The sequence below is a fragment of the Pseudomonas sp. LRP2-20 genome (assembly GCF_024349685.1).
In the GTDB taxonomy this organism is placed as follows: Bacteria; Pseudomonadota; Gammaproteobacteria; order Pseudomonadales; family Pseudomonadaceae; genus Aquipseudomonas.
Window position 1 is genome coordinate 4,924,123 of sequence record NZ_AP025944.1, and the last position, 19,481, is coordinate 4,943,603.

Here is a 19,481-nt window from a genome sequence, read left to right on the forward strand (position 1 = left end):
TCATGGGAAGATCATGCCTTCACGCTCCGCCCTGTTTTCACAGCGCTCGCTGATCCTCACCCTGCTGCTGTTGCTGGCCTGCGGCTTCCTCGCCACATCGCTGATCAGCTATTTCGCCTCGCGCAGCGCGATCCGCGACGGCATCGTCAACACCGAGTTGCCGCTGACCTCCGATACCGTCTATTCAGAGATCCAGAAAGACCTGATCCGCCCAGTGCTGATCGCCTCGATGATGGCCCAGGACACCTTCCTGCGCGACTGGGTACTGGCAGGTGAACAGGACACCCAGCGCATCACGCGCTTTCTCGGCGAGGTCATGGGCAAGCAGGACACGTTCACCTCGTTCTTCGTTTCCGACCGCAGCCTCACCTACTACCAGGCCAAGGGCGTGCTCAAGCACGTGGTACCGAACACCTGGCGCGATGCCTGGTACTTCCGCCTGCGCGAAATGACAGCGCCCTATGAGATCAACGTCGACCTGGACATGGCCAACCAGGACAGCCTGACGGTGTTCATCAACTATCGGGTGCTCGACTACCAGCAGCGCTTCATCGGCGCCGCCGGGGTCGGCCTGAGCGTGAACGCGGTGGTCCAGCTGATCGACAAGTACCAGCGCCGCTACCAGCGCTCGGTATTCTTCACCGACGCCAAGGGCAAGGTCATTCTGACTGGCTCGGAGGGTGCCCCCCATGGCCTCAAGGTCGGGCAAGCCTTGGCCGACAATGCCGACCTCAGCGATGTGCTGGCGCAGCGCCCGACACCCACCGAGGGCAGCCATGAGTACAAGGACAGCAAAGGCCACAGCCACTTCCTCAACGTCCGGCAATTGCCGGAACTGGGCTGGTACCTGCTGGTCGACAAACGCGAGACCGGCGCCCTCGACCACATCCGCCACTCGCTGTACCTGAACCTGGTGATCTGCACGATGATCACCCTGGTGGTGCTGTCACTGCTCAATGGCATGCTCAGGCGCCACCAGGCCAGCACCGAAGCGCTGGCGACCCTCGACAGCCTCACCGGGCTGCCCAACCGGCGCAGCTTCGACCTGCTGGCTGCCCAGGCTTTGCAGGAGGCCCAACGCGATTGCGCACCGCTGGTCGCCTTGCTGATCGACCTCGATCATTTCAAGGTGCTCAACGATACCCACGGCCACCTGGCAGGCGACGAAGTGCTGCGCCAGTTCGCCAACGTGCTGCAGGGCAGCCTGCGGCAGTCGGATATACTCTGCCGCTGGGGCGGTGAGGAGTTCATCGTGCTGCTGCGTGAGACCGAAGGCCGGCAGGCCATCGAAGTGGCGCAGAAGATCCGCCGTCGTACCGAGCAACTGACGTTCAGTTACGAAGATCAACCCTTGCACCTGACCACCAGTATCGGCCTCAGCGCCTTGCAGCCTGCCGACACCCTGCACGCCCTGCTGACCCGCGCCGACCGTGCGCTCTATCGTGCCAAGCAGGCCGGCCGCAACCGTGTCTGCAGTGAAACACCCGGAGCCGAACATGAATGACAGCCAGCACTGCCCCGCCTGTGGCGCCTTCAACCAATGCAGCCTGGCCGACCCACGCAGCGCCACCCAGGCCTGCTGGTGCTACAGCGTGAGCATCGACCCCGCCGTGCTCCAGGCCCTGCCTGCCGAACTGCGCGACAAGGCCTGCCTGTGCCCGCGCTGCGCCGCCGTGGAAGAGCAGTTGAAAACTGCAAGTGGGAGCAACCATCCTGCTCAATTTTGAAAGTTTGCCGCGACTCCTGTGGCAGCGGCTTTAGCCGCGAAGCAGGCGACGCGGTGGCTGGCACCGGCCATGCCGGTGTTCGCGGCTAAAGCCGCTCCCACAGAGTCCCCATAAATCAGAGACTTACATGCGCCTAGACCGCTTCCTCGCCAACCTGCCCTGTTACAACCGTCAGCAAGTGCGCCTGCTGCTGGCACAGCGCCGTGTGCGCCTGGACGGCGAAATGGTCAGCGATCCCAAAGCCGAGGTCCGTGAGTTCAGCCGCGTCGAAGTGGACGATCAATTGCTGCAGGCCGGCCGACCTGCACGCTACCTGATGCTGCACAAACCCACTGGCTGCGTCAGCGCCACGCAAGACCCGCAGCACCGCACCGTGCTCGACCTGCTGCCCGGCGAGTTGCGCGACGACCTGCACATCGCCGGGCGCCTGGACTTCAATACCACCGGCCTGATGATCCTGACCAACGATGGCCAGTGGTCACGGCGCCTGACCCAGCCGGCCACCAAGCAGCCAAAGCATTACCTGGTAGAAACCGAAGACGAGATTGGCGCGCACTATGCGGCCAAGTTCCGCGAAGGTTTGTATTTCGCCTTCGAAGACCTGACCACCCTGCCCGCCCAGCTCGATATCCTCGGCCCGCGCCAGGCGCGGCTGGCAATCGTCGAAGGGCGCTATCACCAGGTCAAGCGCATGTTCGGCCATTTCGGCAACAAGGTGATCGGCCTGCATCGCGAAAGCATGGGGACGATCCGCCTCGATCCTGCCCTGCAACCTGGGGATTTCAGGGCCCTGACGGCCGAAGAAATCGCTTCGGTGTGAATGCCGTAATACAGGCATACGACCGCTGAGCGGCTCAAGTCACAAATTTGCGCAAACAGCACTTGCGGGATCCCCGACCCGCTGCTTGACTCCTAACTCGTCAGTCCGCGAGTGACCAAACAGTCACGCCCGCAGTTCATGACACCTTTTGCCGGCCACCCAAAGCCCAGATGCCTTGGGGCACGGCAGATTGCCCGCCAAAACAATATCGTCGACACGTGTGCGAAGGATCGACACAGGGCCCCCCGATTTATTCAGGCAAATGCCTACCTGTCATAAAGAACGTGCACCCTAGGTGACGCGATTACCCTTTTTGCGCCAGGAGTCGATGACATGAGGCCAGAAATTGCTGTACTTGATATCCAAGGTCAGTATCGGGTTTACACGGAGTTCTATCGCGCGGATGCGGCCGAGAAGACGATCATCCTGATCAATGGTTCGCTGGCCACCACGGCTTCGTTCGCCCAGACGGTGCGTAACCTGCACCCCCAATTCAACGTTGTGCTGTACGACCAGCCGTATGCCGGCAAGTCCAAGCCGCACAACCGCCAGGAACGGCTGATCAGCAAGGAAGACGAGGCGCATATCCTCCTCGAACTGATCGAGCGCTTCCAGTGCGACCACGTCATGTCCTTTTCCTGGGGCGGTGCCTGCACCTTGCTGGCGCTGGCGCACCAGCCGCGGCAGGTGAAAAAGGCGGTGGTCAGTTCGTTCTCGCCGGTGATCAACGAACCGATGCGCGACTACCTGGAGCGTGGCTGCCAGTACCTGGCTGCGTGCGATCGCTACCAGGTCGGCAACCTGGTCAACGACACCATCGGCAAGCACCTGCCATCGCTGTTCAAGCGCTTCAACTACCGGCATGTCAGCAGCCTGGACAGCCACGAGTATGCGCAGATGCACTTCCACATCAACGAAGTGCTGCAGCGTGACCTGGAACGGGCTTTGAGGGGCGCACGCAACATCGACATCCCGGTGCTGTTCATCAATGGCGAGCGCGACGAATACACCACCGTGGAAGATGCACGCGAGTTCGGCAAGCATGTAGGCAACAGCCAGTTCAGCGTGATCCGCGACGCTGGCCACTTCCTCGACATGGAAAACAAGTCTGCCTGTGAAGACACCCGCAACGTCATGCTTGGCTTCCTCAAGCCAACCGTGCGCGAGTCCCGTCAACGTGGTAATTCATACACCCAGGGGCAGCATGCATTGGCCATTTGAGCGCATCGGCGTCCTGTAGCCCACACCCGCAGGTTATGGGTCGCCGACAAGCTTTTTTATAACTTGGGCTTCTATTTCAGGGAGGGTTCTGGTAAAAAGTCCAGCGCAGACGCGGGTATAGTTTAGTGGCAAAACGAAAGCTTCCCAAGCTTTAGTTGAGGGTTCGATTCCCTCTACCCGCTCCACACATAGCATTCCCCGCATGGCGTTCCAGCAACGTCATCGCTGTCAAAAGGAGCCCACGGCTCCTTTTTTCGTTTCTGCCGCCTTCCTTGACTGGGCCCATGGCCGCGCTCGATGTTTTCCGTTCCAATTCGCTTGCAAGCGAAACGGCTTGAAGTGCATATGCTTCATGGATCCGTGAAACATTTCGAAAGGACCACGCATGTTTCTCTCCCGCTGGCTCCCCGGCCTTGCCAACCTGTTGCACTACCGCCGCGAATGGTTCCATGCCGACCTGCAGGCAGGGCTGTCGGTGGCAGCGATCCAGATCCCCATCGCCATCGCCTATGCACAGATCGTCGGCCTGCCACCGCAATACGGCCTGTACGCGTGCGTGCTGCCGATGATGGTGTATGCCCTTATCGGCAGCTCACGCCAGCTGATGGTCGGCCCGGACGCCGCCACCTGCGCGATGATTGCCGGCGCCGTGGCGCCACTGGCCATGGGCGACCCGCAACGCATCGCCGAGCTTTCAGTGATTGTCACGGTGCTGGTCGGGTTGATGCTGATTGTCGCCGGCCTGGCACGTGCCGGCTTTATCGCCAGCTTCTTCTCGCGACCGATCCTGATCGGTTACCTGAACGGCATCGGCCTGAGCCTGATTGCCGGGCAATTGTCCAAGGTCGTGGGCTTCAGGATCGAGGGTGACGGGTTCATCCTCAGCGTGGTCAATTTCTTCCAGCGCCTGAACGAGATCCACTGGATGACCCTGGCCATCGGCCTGGCGGGCCTGGCGCTGCTGATCTGGCTGCCGCGCCGCTACCCTCGCCTGCCGGCGGCCCTGGTGACCGTGGCAGTCTTTACCTTGCTGGCCGGCCTGCTCGGCCTGGACCGTTTCGGCGTCGCCATTCTCGGGCCGGTGCCATCCGGCATCCCCAAGCTCGCCTGGCCCCACAGCAACCTTGATGAAACCAAGGCCCTGCTGCGCGATGCCCTGGGTATTGCCACCGTAAGTTTCTGCAGCGCCATGCTCACCGCACGCAGCTTCGCCGCGCGGCACGGCTATGCGATCAACGCCAACCATGAGTTCGTCGCACTCGGCGTCAGCAACCTGGCCGCTGGCATTTCCCAGGGCTTTGCCATCAGCGGCGCCGACTCGCGCACGGCAGTCAATGACATGGTCGGTGGCAAAAGCCAGCTGGTCGGCATCATCGCGGCACTGGTCATCGCCTTGATCCTGTTGTTCTTTACCGCACCGATGGCCTGGATCCCGCAGGCAGTGCTAGGTGCCGTGCTGCTAATGGCCGGCTGGGGCCTGATCGATATCAAGTCGCTGGGCAGCATCAGACGCCTGAGCCGCTTCGAGTTCTGGCTGTGCCTGCTGACCACGGTCGGTGTGCTCGGCCTGGGCGTGCTGCCGGGCATCGTGTTTGCCGTGACCCTGGCGATCCTGCGCCTGCTCTACACCATCTACCAACCGACCGACGCCGTGCTCGGCTGGCTGCCGGGCACCGAGGGCCAGGTCGACATCCGCAAGAACAAAGACGCCCGCACCGTGCCGGGCCTGGTGGTATACCGCTTCGACGACGCGATCCTGTTCTTCAACGCCGACTACTTCAAGATGCGCCTGCTCGAAGCCGTGCAGAGCCAGGCCCAGCCGCAGGTGCTGCTGTTCGATGCAGAAGCGGTGAGCAGCATTGACGTCAGCGGCATCGCCGCCCTGCGCGAGGTGCGCGATACCCTTGCAGCGCAGGGCATCCACTTTGCAATCGCCCGCGCCCGCGGCACTTTCCTGCGCATGCTGGTGCGCTCGGGGATGGCGCGAGAGATGGAAGACAAGTTGCTGTTCGGCTCGGTGCGGGCGGGGATACGGGCTTATCGGGTTTGGCGGAACAGGAGTCGCAGGGAGCCGGTGGCCGATTGAGGAATCGGACTCCGCACATCCACGGGTTTGTCCCAAGTACGCTTCGCCGAGATGATCGATGTTCAGGTCGCCACGCTTAGGAACTGGGAGCAAGGGCGCAGGGAGCCTACCGGGCCGGCCAAGGCTTTGTTACGTGCCATACGCAACGAGCCTGACCATGTCCTCAGGGCACTTGCCCATTAGTTCAGTATCCCAAACGCTTCAGCAAAACCGCCTCGCTTTCTGCCGGGCGTCGATAAGCACGCAACAACTCTCCCGCCCGGTTGGTGAAGATCCCGTCGACACCGGATTTCAGGTAAACCCGCTCCCACAGGGTCACCACTTGCTTCAGGGCAGTGCGGTAACTGTGGGAGCGGGTTCACCCGCGAAGAGGCCGGCGCAGGCAAGACAAGACGGCAATGTAAACAGCAACCCTCGCACACCTTGCATGACATGCTAAAGTCCCCGCCGTTTCCCGCACCACCGAACGGACCGCCCATGCCAGCTCTCGACGCCCGCCTCGCCTCTTGGCCAGACCTCAACCAGCGCCACCCGTGCACAGCCCTGCTGCTGGGCAACGGCGCCAGTCGCGCGCTGTGGAAACCGTTCGGCTACTTCTCGCTGTACGAAGAGGCCCAGCGCGCCGGGCGCAAGAAGGGCCTGGCGATCAGCGACCAGGCCCTGTTCAAGTCGCTGGGCACCGAGTTGTTCGAGCCGGTGCTGAGCACCCTCAACCACACCGTGCGCGCCAACGCCGCCCTGGCCATCAACTCCACCGCGCCGTTGAACCGCTACTACTCGATCAAGGAAGGCCTGATCCACGCCATCCGCACCCTGCACCTGCCCTGGCCGCTGATGCCCGCCACCACCCTGGCGTCGATCAACCAGGCCCTGCGCGAATACCAAAGCGTCTATACCAGCAACTACGACCTCATTCTGCCTTGGGCCCTGCTGCACGATCCACAGGGCTTCGCCGCGCTGTTCGACGATCAAGGGTTCTTCGACGTACGCCGCACCCGCAGTGAAGGCACCCGCGTGCTGCATCTGCATGGCGGCCTGCACCTGCTCAAGCTGCCCGACGGTAGCACCCGCCAGCGCAGCGCCGACAGCGCCGAGTTGCTGGATGGCTTTGCCGTGAACATTCCTGGCGAGGTGCCGTTGTTCGTCAACGAAGAACGCAGCGACGAGAAACTGCGCGCCATTCGCAACTCGGACTACCTGGCCTGGGGGTTGGGACAACTGGCACAGGAAAGCCAGGGCCTGTGCCTGTTCGGTCAGCATCTCGACAGCACTGACCAGCACCTGGTCGAAGCCATTCGCCAGGCGCGGCCGGCGCGTCTGTCGATTGCCATCCGGCCATTGAGCGAGGCTTCGGTGCTCAACCAGAAACAGCACTTTGTCGAGCGGTTCGGGGACATGACCGGGACGGCGCTGCACTTCTTCGATGCCAGCACGCATCCGTTGGGGTTTGCGGGATTGGCGATCGAGGTGCCGTCAGCGCGTCGCTAGATGACGAGTTCGATACGCGTTCAACGCTCAACCGAAAATGCGCTGATGCGCTCGGGATACATTGACTGACATTGCTACCCGAGCCAGATCTACAATGTCCTGACCAATGGCGTAACTACCCCGCGCCTGCAGCCAGATCAGAACATCCGCAAGATGCCAAAGCGAGGTGCTGCCCTCATGGATGGGTGCCGGGAAACTGTACATATGCGAAAGCATCAACTTGCGCATGTTTTGCCGTGACACGCCGATGATTTCAGCTACGTCAGTCAGCCCCACCAAGTCGGGGGTTGCTTCGATCAAGCGGGCACTGGGCACGGCAGTACGCACATCTCTCAGCGCACTTTCAATGGCCTCCCTGGCAGAGGGCGCTTCACGTACAAAAGTCAATGCCAGGCGGCCAGGCTGCCCAACACCCACCATTGCATCATCACAGCCGGATTCGGCCAGACGCTCCAGCATCGCATCGACGTTTTCGTCTTCGATGAGTTGATATTTCAGGGTGAATTCGTATTCCACTGCTACCTCTCCTCACCAGCTTTGGTCATGCTGCTGGTGCAGTTGTCCACGACGCGCCTGAGCTGACGGGCGAAATTGCCAGGGTTCTTCGGGGTGCTCCAGACGCTGGTAATGCAAAACTCCCCGCAACGGCAATCAGCATCATTCAAGGGGCAATACAGCTTTCCCCAACAATGCCCGCCGCCTACCACCACCGTCCATCCCTGTGACTCAGCGTGCCTCAAGGCCTGCTCGACCTCTTTCTTGGCATGACTGGGGCGTGACATCAGCTTTCTCCAGTGTGGGCTTGTGAATAGCAGGTTGTCAAATGACAACCCACTGAATTGACAAACGATCACGCCACACTACAGAACCCTTCAGAGTCAAAACGGCTGCAGGTTGCTCTTAGGAATTTTCCCACAGGAATACAGGAGCGGTGCTTCAATGCACCCCATCGTGCTGTTGTCAGATCAACTTGTCCGCCTGCAACAACGTCTCCAGGCAATGCTCCTGCACCCCATAAAACGCCTTGAGCTGCCCGATTTTCTCCAGCAATGCCGCGTTGTCGCCCACCTGCCGGCGCTTCACCGCAAGAATCATTTTGTTCTTGTTGGTGTGCTCCAGGGAGATGAACTCGAACACCTTGGTCTCGTAACCACAGGCTTCCAGATACAACGCGCGCAGGCTGTCGGTGAGCATCTCGGCCTGCTGCCCCAGGTGCAGCCCGTATTGCAGCATCGGCTGCAGCAGCCCCGGGCTGTGCAGTTGCGGGCGGATCTGTTTGTGGCAGCACGGCGAGCACATGATGATCGCGGCGTTGCAGCGGATGCCGGTGTGGATGGCGTAGTCGGTGGCGATGTCGCAGGCGTGCAAGGCAATCATCACCTCGATGGCCTCGGGCACCACGCTGCGCACGTCGCCGCACTGGAATTCCAGGCCCGAATGCTCCAGGCGCTGGGCGGCGGCATTGCACAGGTCGACCATGTCCTGGCGCAGCTCCACCCCGGTCACCTGTGCCTCGCGGCTCAGGGTGTTGCGCAGGTAGTCATGCATGGCGAAGGTCAGGTAACCCTTGCCCGAACCAAAGTCCGCGACCCGCAGCGGCTGCTCGGCCGACACCGGGGCGTTGGCCAGGGCGTGGTCGAAGACTTCGATGAACTTGTTGATCTGCTTCCACTTGCGCGACATCGACGGGATCAGCGCGCCTTGGGCATCGGTCACGCCCAGGTCACGCAGAAATGGCCGCGACAGCGCCAGGTAGCGTTTCTTCTCGCGGTCATGGCCGCTGTTGGCAGCCGCCTCGCGTGGCGCCTGCGCGCCATGGCGCTGCAGCATCGGCTTGCCCTTCTTGCTGAAGGTCAGCTGCACTTCGCCATCGGCCTCGAACAGGTGGGCATTGCGAAAGCTCTCCGGCAGCAGCTCGGCAACCAGCGCCTGGGCCTGGTCCAGCGGCAGGTTGCGAGTGATGTCGCGGGTCTGGTGGCGGTAGACCAGCGACAGCTGGGCCTGGCCCTTCACCAGCAGCGGCTTGGCGATGATGCGCTGCAAGGTCTGGTCGGTACCGACATGGCGCGCCAGCACCAGCTTGACCAAGGTGTTGCCGTGCAGGGCGGCGCTCAGCAGGTCGAGGAACTGGGCGCGCGCATCCGGCGCGGTGGAAGCGGAAGTACTGGCGGACATGGAGAAAAGCAGCCTTGGGTAGCGGAGCGCACATTCTACCGTGTGCCAAGGCCCCTGTGGGAGCGGGCTTGCCCCGCGAACAACGGCGAAGCCGGTGCCATCCACCGCAGTGCCTGCTTCGCGGGCCAAGCCCGCGCCCACAGAGACCGTAGCGCCTTCCGGTTCAGTCGAGAATCACCAGACGGTTAGGCAGTTCGTTGCGTGTGTGAGTGCGCGGCACGTGTTCGCACAGCAGCTCACCGCACGCCTCGATGCACTCGACAAAGCCCTGCAAGGTCCGCCCTTGGCGCACCTGCTCGGTGAAACGCGCAACCATCGCTGCCCGGGCCTTGGCATCGAGATGTTGGTCGATGCCTTGGTCGACCAGGATTTCCACATGCCGCTCGGCCTCGGCGACAAAGATCAGCACCCCTGTGGCCCCCTCCGTGCCCTGCAGGTTCTGCTCGCGAAACTGCTGGCGCGCCAGGCTCGAAGCGCGCCAGCGGCGCAAGGCTGCAGGGATCAGCAGGGCTGCCAGGCGCGGGCTGCGCAGCAGCAGGCACAAGCCGATGAACAGCAGCATGTTGGCGACCAGCAGCCCGCGCACACCTGGCCAGCCGAACAAGCCGTGCAGCAGGCCGGGCATGGCCAGCGCCAGCACTGCAGCCCACAACAGTGGCAGGTAAGCGTAGTCATCGGCGCGACGCGCCAGCACGGTCACCAGCTGCGCATCGGTGCGCCGTTCCACACGGGCAATGGCCTCGGCCACCTGGCGGTGTTCGTATTCGTTGAGGGAAGTCATGCCGTCGGTCTCTTCAGCGTTCTTATAGTTGTTGTCCCGGCATTCGGGGCTTCCTCCGCGGCCGACATATTCAGGCATAATCCGCCGCTGGATGAATTACCGGCGAATCGTACAACAATAGCCGCCTGAAAACTTCGGCCACGCACGTATCACCATGGATACGGCAAGGGCCTCGACAATGGAATTGATGATGAAACTGTCTTTGCTGGGCCTGGCCATGGGCCTTGCCAGCCAGGCGGCCCTTGCCGCCCCTACCGCCCCGCCCTTGCAGGACAAGCAGGCGTTCATCGACCATCTGATCAGCCAGATGACTGAAGCCGAGAAGATCGGCCAGTTGCGCCTGATCAGCATCGGCCCGGAAATGCCCCGCGACAAGATCCGCGAAGAAATCGCCGCCGGGCGCATCGGCGGCACCTTCAACTCGCGCACCGCTCCCGAGAACCGGCCGATGCAGGACGCTGCCATGCGCAGCCGCCTGAAGATCCCGATGTTCTTCGCCTACGACACCATCCACGGCGAACGCACCATCTTCCCGATCGGCCTGGGCCTGGCTGCCAGCTGGGACATGGACGCCATCGCCAAGGTCGGCCGCACCTCGGCCATCGAAGCGTCGGCCGACGCCCTGGACATGACCTTCGCGCCAATGGTCGACATCGCCCGCGACCCACGCTGGGGCCGCACCAGTGAAGGCTTCGGCGAAGACACCTACCTGACCTCGAAGATCGGCCAGGTGATGGTCCGCTCGTTCCAGGGCAGCAGCCCGGCAAACCCCGACAGCATCATGGCCATCGTCAAGCACTTCGCCCTGTACGGCGCAGTCGAGGGCGGGCGCGACTACAACACGGTCGATATGAGCCTGCCGAAGATGTACAACGACTACCTGCCGCCCTACCGTGCTGCGCTCGACGCAGGTGCCGGCGGGGTGATGGTGGCGCTCAACTCGATCAACGGCGTGCCGGCCACCTCCAACACCTGGCTGATGAACGACCTGCTGCGCAAGCAGTGGGGCTTCAAGGGCGTCACCATCAGTGACCACGGCGCCATCCAGGAACTGATCCGCCACGGTGTCGCCCGCGACGGCCGTGAAGCCGCCAAGCTGGCGATCAAGGCCGGCATCGACATGAGCATGAACGACACCCTGTACGGCGAAGAGCTGCCAGGGCTGCTGAAGTCCGGCGAGGTGACCGAGCACGAGCTTGACCAGGCCGTGCGCGAGGTGCTCGGCGCCAAGTACGACATGGGCCTGTTCAAGGACCCGTACGTGCGCATCGGCAAGGCCGAAACCGACCTGAAAGACTACTACGCCGACAACCGCCTGCACCGCGACGCGGCCCGCGACGTGGCGCGCCGCAGCCTGGTACTGCTGGAAAACCGCAACCAGACCCTGCCGCTGAAAAAGGCCGGCACCATCGCCCTGGTCGGCCCGCTGGCCGATGCCCCGATCGACATGATGGGCAGCTGGGCTGCAGACGGCAAGCCGATGCATTCGGTTACCGTGCGCGAGGGCCTGCGCCGCGCTGTCGAGGGCAAGGCCAAGCTGGTGTACGCCAAGGGCTCCAACGTCACGGGCGACAAGGCGATCCTCGATTACCTGAACTTCCTCAACTTCGATGCCCCGGAAATCGTCGATGACCCACGCCCTGCGGCGGTGTTGATCGATGAAGCGGTCAAAGCCGCCAAGCAGTCCGATGTGGTGGTGGCTGTGGTCGGCGAGTCGCGTGGCATGTCCCACGAGTCGTCGAGCCGCACCACCCTGGAAATCCCGGCCAGCCAGCGCGAGCTGATCAAGGCCCTGAAGGCAACCGGCAAGCCGCTGGTGCTGGTCCTGATGAACGGCCGCCCACTGTCGATCAGCTGGGAGCGTGAGCAAGCCGACGCCATCCTCGAAACCTGGTTCTCCGGCACCGAAGGCGGCAACGCCATCGCCGACGTGCTGTTTGGCGACTACAACCCATCGGGCAAGCTGGCCATCACCTTCCCGCGCTCGGTCGGGCAGATCCCGATGTACTACAACCACACACGCATCGGCCGGCCGTACACCCCAGGCAAGCCGGGCAACTACACCTCGCAGTACTTCGAAGAACCCAACGGCCCGCTGTACCCGTTCGGCTATGGCCTGAGCTACAGCAGCTTCGAGCTGTCGGGCCTGACCCTGTCGAACAAGGACCTCAAGCGTGGCGACACCCTGGAGGCCAAGGTGACGGTGAAGAACACCGGCAAGCTCGACGGCGAGACGGTGGTGCAGCTGTACCTGCAGGATGTGTCGGCGTCGATGAGCCGCCCGGTCAAGGAGCTGAAAAACTTCCAGAAACTGATGCTCAAGGCCGGTGAGTCGCGGACCTTGACCTTCCGCATCAGCGAGGACGACCTTAAGTTCTACAATGGCCAGTTGCAGCGGGTGGCCGAGCCTGGTGAGTTCAATGTCCAGGTCGGGCTGGATTCCGAGGCTGTGCAGCAGAAGAGCTTCGAACTGCTGTAACTGATTGGTCGCCAGCGCTGGCCCTTTCGCGGGACAAGCCCGCTCCCATCAAATCTGACTGTGTGCAGAACACGGGTGGGAGCGGGCTTGCCCGCGAAAGGGCCGGACCCGATATTCCTTCAGTTGGATCCGCCCCATGCCCTATTCCTTTCGCGCCCTGCGTTTGGGGGTGATCACTCTGCTGATCGTGCTCGGCACCGTTCTCAGCGCCGGCTGGGCCATGCACCAGGCCAAACGCCAGGCAATGGAAGACGACGCCCTGCGCGCCAGCCAGCAGCTGGTGCTGTACGCCAATGCCCTGCACACCCTGATCGATCGCTACCGCGCCCTGCCCGCCGTGCTGGCCCTGGACCCGGAGCTGATCGACGCCCTGCGCGGCCCGGTCAGCGAGCCGGTGCAGCACGCGCTCAACCTCAAGCTCGAACGCATCAACGGCGCCGCCAACTCCTCGACCCTGGAGTTGCTCGACCGCACCGGGCTGGCCGTAGCCGCCAGCAACTGGCGCCTGCCGACCACCTACGTAGGCTCCAACTACGGCTTTCGCCCCTACTTCAAACAGACCCGCAGCCAGGGTAGCGGCCGCTTCTATGCGGTGGGCGTGACCAGTGGCGTGCCAGGCTACTTCCTGTCCAGTGCAGTCAGCGACGAACAGGGGCGCTTCCTCGGCGCCATGGTGGTCAAGCTGGAATTCCCCGAGCTTGAGCGCGAATGGCGCCAGGGCAGCGACATCCTGCTGGTCAGTGACGCCCGCGGCATTACCTTCATCGCCAACCAGGACGGCTGGCGCTACCGCGAACTCAAACCGCTCAGCGGCGCCGACCGCGCCGAGCTTGGCGAAACTCGCCAATACGACAAACAGCCGCTGGTGCCGCTTCAGCACCAGGTACTTACCCGCTTCGCCAGCAACAGTTACCTGAGCCGCGTGCAGGGCCCCGACGGCCCCGCCGAATACCTCTGGGAAAGCCTGCCGCTGGAAGGCGAGGACTGGACCTTGCACCTGCTGCGCAAGCCGCAGGTCGAAGCCGCTGGCCGCAACGCGGCACTGGGCGCCGCCGCTGTGTGGTTGAGCCTGGTGTTCGCCGCGCTGTTCGTCAGCCAGCGCCTGCGCCTGGCCCGCCTGCGCCAGCGCAGCCGCGAAGAGCTCAAGCGCCAGGTCGAGGAACGCACCCGCGAGCTGCGCACCGCCCAGGAAGGCCTGGTGCAGTCAGCCAAGCTGGCGGCGCTGGGGCAGATGTCGGCGGCCATGGCCCACGAAATCAACCAGCCGCTGACCACCCAGCGCATGCAGCTGGAAACCCTGCGCCTGCTGCTCGACCACGGCCGCTACGACGACGCACGCAAGGCCCTCGAACCGCTGGAGCAGATGCTCACGCGCATGGCCGCGCTGACCAGCCACCTGAAGACCTTCGCCCGCAACAGCCCGGTCGGCTTGCGCGAGCGCCTCGACCTGGCCACCGTGGTCGACCAGGCCCTGCACCTGCTGGACACCCGCATTCGCAGCGAGGAAGTCGAGGTGGCCCTGTACCTGGCCCGCCCAGCCTGGGTTCGGGGCGATGCGATTCGCCTCGAACAGGTACTGATCAACCTGCTGCGCAACGCCCTCGACGCCATGGCCGACAAAAGCTACAAGCGCCTGGAGGTCCGCATCGAACCTGAGCACGAGCAGTGGCGCCTGAGCGTGCTGGATTCCGGCGGCGGTATTGCCGAATCGGACCTGGCGAAAGTCTTCGACCCGTTTTTCACCACCAAGCCGGTGGGCGAAGGCCTGGGCCTGGGCCTGGCGATTTCCTATGGCATCATCGTCGAAGCCGGCGGCCAGTTGCACGCCGAGAACCTGCCGGGTGGTGCCCGCCTGAGCCTGACCCTGCCCCGTGACCTGGAGCCTGTATGTTGAATTCGGTGATCGTCGTCGATGATGAAGCCAGCATCCGCACTGCAGTCGAGCAGTGGCTGAGCCTGTCGGGCTTCAGCGTGCAGCTGTTCGCTCGCGCCGAAGACTGCCTGGCCCAGCTGCCCACGCACTTTGCCGGGGTGATCATCAGCGACGTCCGCATGCCGGGCATGGGTGGCCTGCAACTGCTCGGACGCCTGCAGGCGGATGACCCGGACCTGCCGGTGATCCTGCTGACCGGCCATGGCGATGTGCCAATGGCGGTCGAAGCGATGCGCAACGGCGCCTACGATTTCCTCGAAAAGCCCTTCACCCCTCAGCACTTGCTGGGCAGCCTGCGCCGCGCCCTGGAGAAACGCCAGCTGGTCCTGGAGAACCGCCGCCTGCATGAACAGGCCGACCTCAAGTCGCGCCTGGAAGCAACCCTGCTGGGTATGTCGCAAGGCCTGCAGCAGCTACGCCGGCAGGTGCTCGACCTGGCCAACCTGCCGGTCAATGTGCTGATCCGCGGCGAAACCGGTAGCGGCAAGGAGCGCGTGGCGCGCTGCCTGCACGACTTCGGACCGCGTGCCGACAAACCGTTCGTCGCGCTCAACTGCGCGGCCATTCCCGAATCGCTGTTCGAAGCCGAACTGTTTGGTCACGAAAGCGGTGCATTCACCGGCGCCCAGGGCAAACGCATAGGCAAACTGGAATACGCCAACGGCGGTACCGTGTTCCTCGATGAAATCGAGAGCATGCCGCTGGCCCAGCAGGCCAAGCTGTTGCGGGTGATCCAGGAGCAGAAGCTGGAGCGGTTGGGGGCCAACCAGAGCATCAGCGTCGACCTGCGAATCGTTGCCGCAACCAAGCCTGACTTGCTCGAAGAGGCACGCGCCGGGCGTTTTCGCGAAGACCTGGCCTATCGCCTGAACGTGGCGGAACTGCGCCTGGCGCCGTTGCGTGAGCGGCGTGAGGATATCCCGCTGCTGTTCGAGCACTTTGCCCGGGCGACGGCCGAGAAGCTTGGACGCCAGACGCCGGCATTGTCGGGCGCGCAGCTGGCGCAATTGCTCACCCATGACTGGCCGGGCAACGTGCGTGAGCTGGCCAATGCGGCGGAGCGCCATGCGTTGGGGCTGGGCTCACCGAACATCGAGGCGGTGCCCGCAGGGCAATCGCTGGTCGAGCAGATCGAGGCCTTCGAGGCCCAGTGCCTGCGAGCGGCGCTGCGTCAGCATGGCGGGGAGATCAAGGCGGTGATGGAGGCCTTGCAGCTGCCTCGGCGAACGTTGAACGAGAAGATGCAACGGCATGGTTTGGTGCGTGAAGACTTTATCGCGCGGCAGTAGGCGGAAATCCGCTTATCGCCTGACATCAATAGGCAAATATCCGCTCATTTCCAGACCATCCCGGGGCTGCTTTGCAGCCCTTCGCGGGCAAGCCCGCTCCCACAGAGGGAGCTGCTGGCTCAAGCAGCATGCGGCCCCTGTGCCCGCGAACGCCCCCATTTGGATCGTTGCGCACCCATTTGGCACACCTTCTGCAACTGCCCTGGCAAGCTGCGCTTCGGCGCGCTCCACAAAAACAACGAGAAGGTATCCCTGATGGATAACGCCACCTCCCTGCCAGCCGGGGCGGCCGTCGCGCCCGCCGCTGAAAAAACCACCACCAGCCGCCTCAAGTCGATCTTCAGTGGTTCCATCGGCAATATGGTCGAATGGTACGACTGGTACGTCTACGCCGCATTCTCGCTGTACTTCGCCAAGGCCTTCTTCCCCGCTGGCGACTCCACCGCACAACTGCTCAATACCGCCGCAATCTTCGCCGTGGGCTTCCTGATGCGCCCGATCGGTGGCTGGCTGATGGGCCTGTATGCCGATCGCAAGGGTCGCAAAGCCGCCCTGATGGCTTCGGTGCTGCTGATGTGCGCCGGCTCCCTGGTGATCGCCCTGACCCCGGGCTATGAAACCATCGGCGTCGCGGCGCCGGTCCTGCTGGTCGTCGCACGCCTGATGCAGGGCCTGTCGGTGGGCGGCGAATACGGTACCTCGGCCACCTACCTGAGCGAGATGGCCAGCAAGGACCGCCGTGGCTTCTTCTCAAGCTTCCAGTACGTGACGCTGATCTCCGGCCAGCTCATCGCCCTGGCGGTGCTGATCATCCTGCAACAGACCCTGACCACCGAGCAGCTGTATGCCTGGGGCTGGCGCGTACCCTTCGTGATCGGCGCGCTGTGCGCGGTGGTTGCGCTTTACCTGCGCCGCGGCATGGAAGAAACCGCCTCCTTCACCAAGAAGGAAAAGGCCAAGGAAAGCCTGATGCGCACGCTCATGCGCCACCCTAAAGAGCTGATGACCGTGGTTGGCCTGACCATGGGCGGCACCCTGGCCTTCTACACCTACACCACTTACATGCAGAAGTACCTGGTCAACACCGTGGGCATGAGCATCAGTGATTCGACCACCATCTCGGCGGCCACGCTGTTCCTGTTCATGTGCCTGCAGCCGGTGATCGGTGGCCTGTCCGACAAGATCGGCCGTCGCCCGATCCTGATCGCCTTCGGCGTACTCGGCACCCTGTTCACCGTGCCGATCCTCAGCACCCTGCACACCATTCAGACCTGGTGGGGCGCGTTCTTCCTGATCATGGCAGCGCTGATCATCGTCAGCGGCTACACCTCGATCAACGCGGTGGTGAAGGCCGAGCTGTTCCCTACCGAAATCCGCGCCCTGGGCGTCGGCCTGCCATACGCGCTGACCGTGTCGATCTTCGGCGGCACCGCCGAGTACGTGGCCCTGTGGTTCAAGAGCGCTGGCATGGAAAGCGGCTTCTACTGGTACGTCACGGCATGCATCGCCTGCTCGCTGCTGGTGTACGCGACCATGAAGGACACCAAGCAGCATTCGCGGATTACTACTGACTGACAGTATTCAGCGATTGAGAGGGGGTGTTCCGTAATACGGACACCCCCTTTTTTGTGGCTACCAGGGGTTTGCCTGGAGATCTTCAGCGCTTATGAGATCGAGCGCCGCCCGCGCGGCGCATCGCGAGCTGCGCTCGCTCCTACGTTTGTTTCGGGCCAATTATTCCTGTGAGATTTGCACGCGAACCCTTTGGTGCTCGACGCGATATCGTGTCGTACCAACAAAGCGGTCGCGCGCGCCTGTCACAGAGATTACTGGCCCGAAACAAACGTAGGAGCGAGCGCAGCTCGCGATGCGCCGCGCGGGCGGCGCTCGATTTCAGCCCACACCACCGTTCAGTCAGGCACTCACGACATCTCTAACACCTGACGCGGCTCACGGCGCTGGTACCAGCTCGCCATCAGCACCAGCACCAGCAGCACACCACCCAGCACCGCGGAAGAACCGATGGTGCCGAAGTCCAGGCCGCCCTTCTCGTGCGGTTTGGTCAGCACGTCGCCAAGGGTGGCGCCAAACGGGCGGGTCAGCACGAAGGCTACCCAGAACAGCACCACGCCCGGGATACGCGTCCAATAGCGGGCCAGTACCACCAAGGCGATGGCGCTGCCAACCAGCAATGCACCGCCCGCAAAGCCCAGGCCCGAATCATCCGCCAGGTAATCGCCCAGCGCGGTTCCCAAGGTGTTGGAGAACAGGATCGCCACCCAGTAGAAGATTTCACCGGTGCGGTTCTTGATACGGGTGACGTCAAGCGGGTTGCCGCTCAGGCGCCAGACCAGGAAGGTCAGCAGCAAGGTACCGATCAGGATTGCCGAGCCCGTGGCATAGCCCAGACCCAGGGTGCGGTCCATGAAGTCGGACATGGTGGTGCCCGCAGTACTGGTGGAGAGGATCACCAGCCAGTACAGCATCGGGTGATAGCGACGCGAAAACAGCTGACCGAACAACGTCACCAGGAACACGCTGATCAGCACCATGGAGCTGACCGCATAGCCAACGTTGAGGGTCATCGACAGCAGATCACCGGCTGTTTCGCCAAGGGTGGTGGCGCAGATCTTCATGACCCAGAAGACCAAGGTGATTTGCGGAAGTTTGTTCATTGTCACCGCTCCGGAATTAGGTGCGGCGATGGTGCTGAGCAAGGCCTGAAAAATCGGTTGGCGATATATGAAAAAAGCGTCATACGTTGTTACAAATTAAGATTTTTCGTTCTTAACCGCCGATTAATCCCGCTCCCTCAATCTGCAATGGCTGGCGAAGCATTGCGCTCGCCCTGGGTTCGAATCTCCTGAAGAAGTGGCTGCAGCATACGCTGACTTGCAGCGTGTGCGGACCAATACATCTATTAATTCGATTTTTAGGCGTTATTTTTTGCGCTTTTTAATCAAATTAATAGGCGTAGCATTGAACCCATAGAAACAAACAACCTCTCGCACCAAAGGAGCAACGACCATGAAAAGCAAACTGATCCTCACCCTGGCCCTCTCGGTATTCGCTGCTGGCGCATTTGCCGAAGACGGTTTCGACCGCACCAACGCCCACACCTTCACCGCCGCCCAGACGCAATCGGCCACCTACGCAGAAGACGGTTTTGACCACACTGGCGCACAACGCTTCGCTGAAGACGGCTTCGACCGCACTGGTGGCCAACGCTTCGCCGAAGACGGCTTCGACCGCACTGGTGGCCAACGCTTCGCCGAAGACGGCTTCGACCGCACTGGCGGCCAACGCTTCGCCGAAGACGGCTTCGACCGCACTGGTGGCCAACGCTTCGCCGAAGACGGCTTCGACCGCACTGGCGGCCAACGCTTCGCCGAAGACGGCTTCGACCGCACCAACAGCCACCGCATCAGTTGATCCCTGTTGTGTGCTACCAGCCCGGCCTCGGCCGGGCTTGATCATTTCCA

16 protein-coding genes, 1 tRNA gene and 1 pseudogene are annotated in these 19,481 nt (G+C 62.7%); 13 read left to right on the forward strand and 5 right to left on the reverse strand.

Translation table 11 applies throughout. The features are described 5' to 3' along the window. The first annotated feature begins 13 nt into the window (after window positions 1–13). The 8 genes and pseudogenes from OCX61_RS22045 (at window position 14) to OCX61_RS22085 (ending at window position 7,342) form a co-directional block, all read left to right on the forward strand. Complete coding sequence (locus OCX61_RS22045) at window positions 14–1,504, forward strand: sensor domain-containing diguanylate cyclase (RefSeq protein WP_261941372.1); 1,491 nt, start codon at window positions 14–16, stop codon at window positions 1,502–1,504. After that, window positions 1,497–1,727 (forward strand): cysteine-rich CWC family protein, encoded by a 231-nt coding sequence (locus OCX61_RS22050; protein WP_261941373.1) that lies wholly within the window; start codon window positions 1,497–1,499, stop codon window positions 1,725–1,727. Before OCX61_RS22045 ends, OCX61_RS22050 begins: the two co-directional genes overlap by 8 nt. Window positions 1,728–1,854: 127 nt before the next feature. Next, window positions 1,855–2,547 (forward strand): pseudouridine synthase, encoded by a 693-nt coding sequence (locus tag OCX61_RS22055; RefSeq protein WP_261941374.1) that lies wholly within the window; start codon window positions 1,855–1,857, stop codon window positions 2,545–2,547. Window positions 2,548–2,880: 333 nt separating this feature from the next. Further along, a complete protein-coding gene (locus OCX61_RS22060) occupies window positions 2,881–3,768 on the forward strand; it encodes an alpha/beta fold hydrolase (protein WP_261941375.1) in 888 nt (295 codons plus the stop codon). Window positions 3,769–3,879: 111 nt separating this feature from the next. After that, window positions 3,880–3,953 (forward strand) — tRNA-Gly (locus OCX61_RS22065). Between the two features lie 200 nt (window positions 3,954–4,153). After that, window positions 4,154–5,854: a SulP family inorganic anion transporter gene (locus OCX61_RS22070; protein ID WP_261941376.1), complete on the forward strand. Its 1,701-nt coding sequence runs from the start codon at window positions 4,154–4,156 to the stop codon at window positions 5,852–5,854. Window positions 5,855–5,863: 9 nt separating this feature from the next. Then, a pseudogene (relB, locus tag OCX61_RS22075) lies at window positions 5,864–6,037 on the forward strand (type II toxin-antitoxin system RelB family anti-toxin transcriptional regulator); the annotation flags it as partial. Between the two features lie 294 nt (window positions 6,038–6,331). Next, the gene (locus OCX61_RS22085; protein ID WP_261941377.1) at window positions 6,332–7,342 is read left to right on the forward strand and encodes a DUF4917 family protein; all 1,011 of its coding nucleotides are present in this window, start codon (window positions 6,332–6,334) and stop codon (window positions 7,340–7,342) included. Between the two features lie 27 nt (window positions 7,343–7,369). Here the strand turns inward: OCX61_RS22085 and OCX61_RS22090 are convergent, their stop codons facing one another. The 4 genes from OCX61_RS22090 to OCX61_RS22105 form a co-directional block, all read right to left on the reverse strand. Further along, window positions 7,370–7,858: a helix-turn-helix transcriptional regulator gene (locus OCX61_RS22090; protein WP_261941378.1), complete on the reverse strand. Its 489-nt coding sequence runs from the start codon at window positions 7,856–7,858 to the stop codon at window positions 7,370–7,372. Between the two features lie 2 nt (window positions 7,859–7,860). Further along, window positions 7,861–8,124 carry a hypothetical protein gene (locus tag OCX61_RS22095; protein ID WP_261941379.1) on the reverse strand — a complete coding sequence of 88 codons (264 nt, stop codon included), beginning with the start codon at window positions 8,122–8,124 and terminating at the stop codon, window positions 7,861–7,863. Window positions 8,125–8,302: 178 nt separating this feature from the next. Next, window positions 8,303–9,517: a class I SAM-dependent methyltransferase gene (locus tag OCX61_RS22100; protein WP_261941380.1), complete on the reverse strand. Its 1,215-nt coding sequence runs from the start codon at window positions 9,515–9,517 to the stop codon at window positions 8,303–8,305. Between the two features lie 163 nt (window positions 9,518–9,680). Continuing rightward, window positions 9,681–10,298 (reverse strand): TPM domain-containing protein, encoded by a 618-nt coding sequence (locus tag OCX61_RS22105; RefSeq protein WP_261941381.1) that lies wholly within the window; start codon window positions 10,296–10,298, stop codon window positions 9,681–9,683. 187 nt (window positions 10,299–10,485) lie between these two features. Here OCX61_RS22105 and bglX point away from each other — a divergent pair, with 187 nt between their 5' ends. From bglX to OCX61_RS22125, 4 genes are all read left to right on the forward strand, one after another. Next, entirely contained in the window at window positions 10,486–12,777 is a 2,292-nt protein-coding gene (gene bglX, locus OCX61_RS22110; protein WP_261941382.1) for a beta-glucosidase BglX, read from the forward strand. Window positions 12,778–12,913: 136 nt separating this feature from the next. Continuing rightward, the gene (gene mifS, locus OCX61_RS22115; protein ID WP_261941383.1) at window positions 12,914–14,671 is read left to right on the forward strand and encodes a two-component system sensor histidine kinase MifS; all 1,758 of its coding nucleotides are present in this window, start codon (window positions 12,914–12,916) and stop codon (window positions 14,669–14,671) included. After that, window positions 14,665–15,999: a two-component system response regulator MifR gene (gene mifR / locus OCX61_RS22120; protein WP_261941384.1), complete on the forward strand. Its 1,335-nt coding sequence runs from the start codon at window positions 14,665–14,667 to the stop codon at window positions 15,997–15,999. The genes mifS and mifR overlap by 7 nt, the downstream gene beginning before the upstream one ends. Window positions 16,000–16,254: 255 nt before the next feature. Further along, window positions 16,255–17,574 carry an MFS transporter gene (locus OCX61_RS22125; RefSeq protein WP_261941385.1) on the forward strand — a complete coding sequence of 440 codons (1,320 nt, stop codon included), beginning with the start codon at window positions 16,255–16,257 and terminating at the stop codon, window positions 17,572–17,574. A gap of 347 nt (window positions 17,575–17,921) precedes the next feature. On the opposite strand, the gene OCX61_RS22130 is transcribed toward OCX61_RS22125, so the two are convergent. After that, on the reverse strand, window positions 17,922–18,674 hold the full coding sequence (locus OCX61_RS22130; RefSeq protein WP_261941386.1) for a COG4705 family protein: 753 nt from the start codon (window positions 18,672–18,674) through the stop codon (window positions 17,922–17,924). A 352-nt stretch (window positions 18,675–19,026) separates the two neighbouring features. Here OCX61_RS22130 and OCX61_RS22135 point away from each other — a divergent pair, with 352 nt between their 5' ends. After that, entirely contained in the window at window positions 19,027–19,431 is a 405-nt protein-coding gene (locus tag OCX61_RS22135) for a heme utilization protein (RefSeq protein ID WP_261941387.1), read from the forward strand. Window positions 19,432–19,481 lie beyond the last annotated feature (50 nt).

Excerpts from the sequence above, each read along its gene's own strand:
- OCX61_RS22045 (WP_261941372.1), top strand. The coding sequence starts at position 14 with ATGCCTTCACGCTCCGCCCTGTTTTCACAGCGCTCGCTGATCCTCACC.
- OCX61_RS22050 (WP_261941373.1), top strand. The coding sequence starts at position 1,497 with ATGAATGACAGCCAGCACTGCCCCGCCTGTGGCGCCTTCAACCAATGC.
- OCX61_RS22055 (WP_261941374.1), top strand. The coding sequence starts at position 1,855 with ATGCGCCTAGACCGCTTCCTCGCCAACCTGCCCTGTTACAACCGTCAG.
- OCX61_RS22060 (WP_261941375.1), top strand. The coding sequence starts at position 2,881 with ATGAGGCCAGAAATTGCTGTACTTGATATCCAAGGTCAGTATCGGGTT.
- OCX61_RS22070 (WP_261941376.1), top strand. The coding sequence starts at position 4,154 with ATGTTTCTCTCCCGCTGGCTCCCCGGCCTTGCCAACCTGTTGCACTAC.
- OCX61_RS22085 (WP_261941377.1), top strand. The coding sequence starts at position 6,332 with ATGCCAGCTCTCGACGCCCGCCTCGCCTCTTGGCCAGACCTCAACCAG.
- OCX61_RS22095 (WP_261941379.1), bottom strand. The coding sequence starts at position 8,124 with ATGTCACGCCCCAGTCATGCCAAGAAAGAGGTCGAGCAGGCCTTGAGG.
- OCX61_RS22100 (WP_261941380.1), bottom strand. The coding sequence starts at position 9,517 with ATGTCCGCCAGTACTTCCGCTTCCACCGCGCCGGATGCGCGCGCCCAG.
- OCX61_RS22105 (WP_261941381.1), bottom strand. The coding sequence starts at position 10,298 with ATGACTTCCCTCAACGAATACGAACACCGCCAGGTGGCCGAGGCCATT.
- bglX (WP_261941382.1), top strand. The coding sequence starts at position 10,486 with ATGATGAAACTGTCTTTGCTGGGCCTGGCCATGGGCCTTGCCAGCCAG.
- mifS (WP_261941383.1), top strand. The coding sequence starts at position 12,914 with ATGCCCTATTCCTTTCGCGCCCTGCGTTTGGGGGTGATCACTCTGCTG.
- mifR (WP_261941384.1), top strand. The coding sequence starts at position 14,665 with ATGTTGAATTCGGTGATCGTCGTCGATGATGAAGCCAGCATCCGCACT.
- OCX61_RS22125 (WP_261941385.1), top strand. The coding sequence starts at position 16,255 with ATGGATAACGCCACCTCCCTGCCAGCCGGGGCGGCCGTCGCGCCCGCC.
- OCX61_RS22130 (WP_261941386.1), bottom strand. The coding sequence starts at position 18,674 with ATGAACAAACTTCCGCAAATCACCTTGGTCTTCTGGGTCATGAAGATC.
- OCX61_RS22135 (WP_261941387.1), top strand. The coding sequence starts at position 19,027 with ATGAAAAGCAAACTGATCCTCACCCTGGCCCTCTCGGTATTCGCTGCT.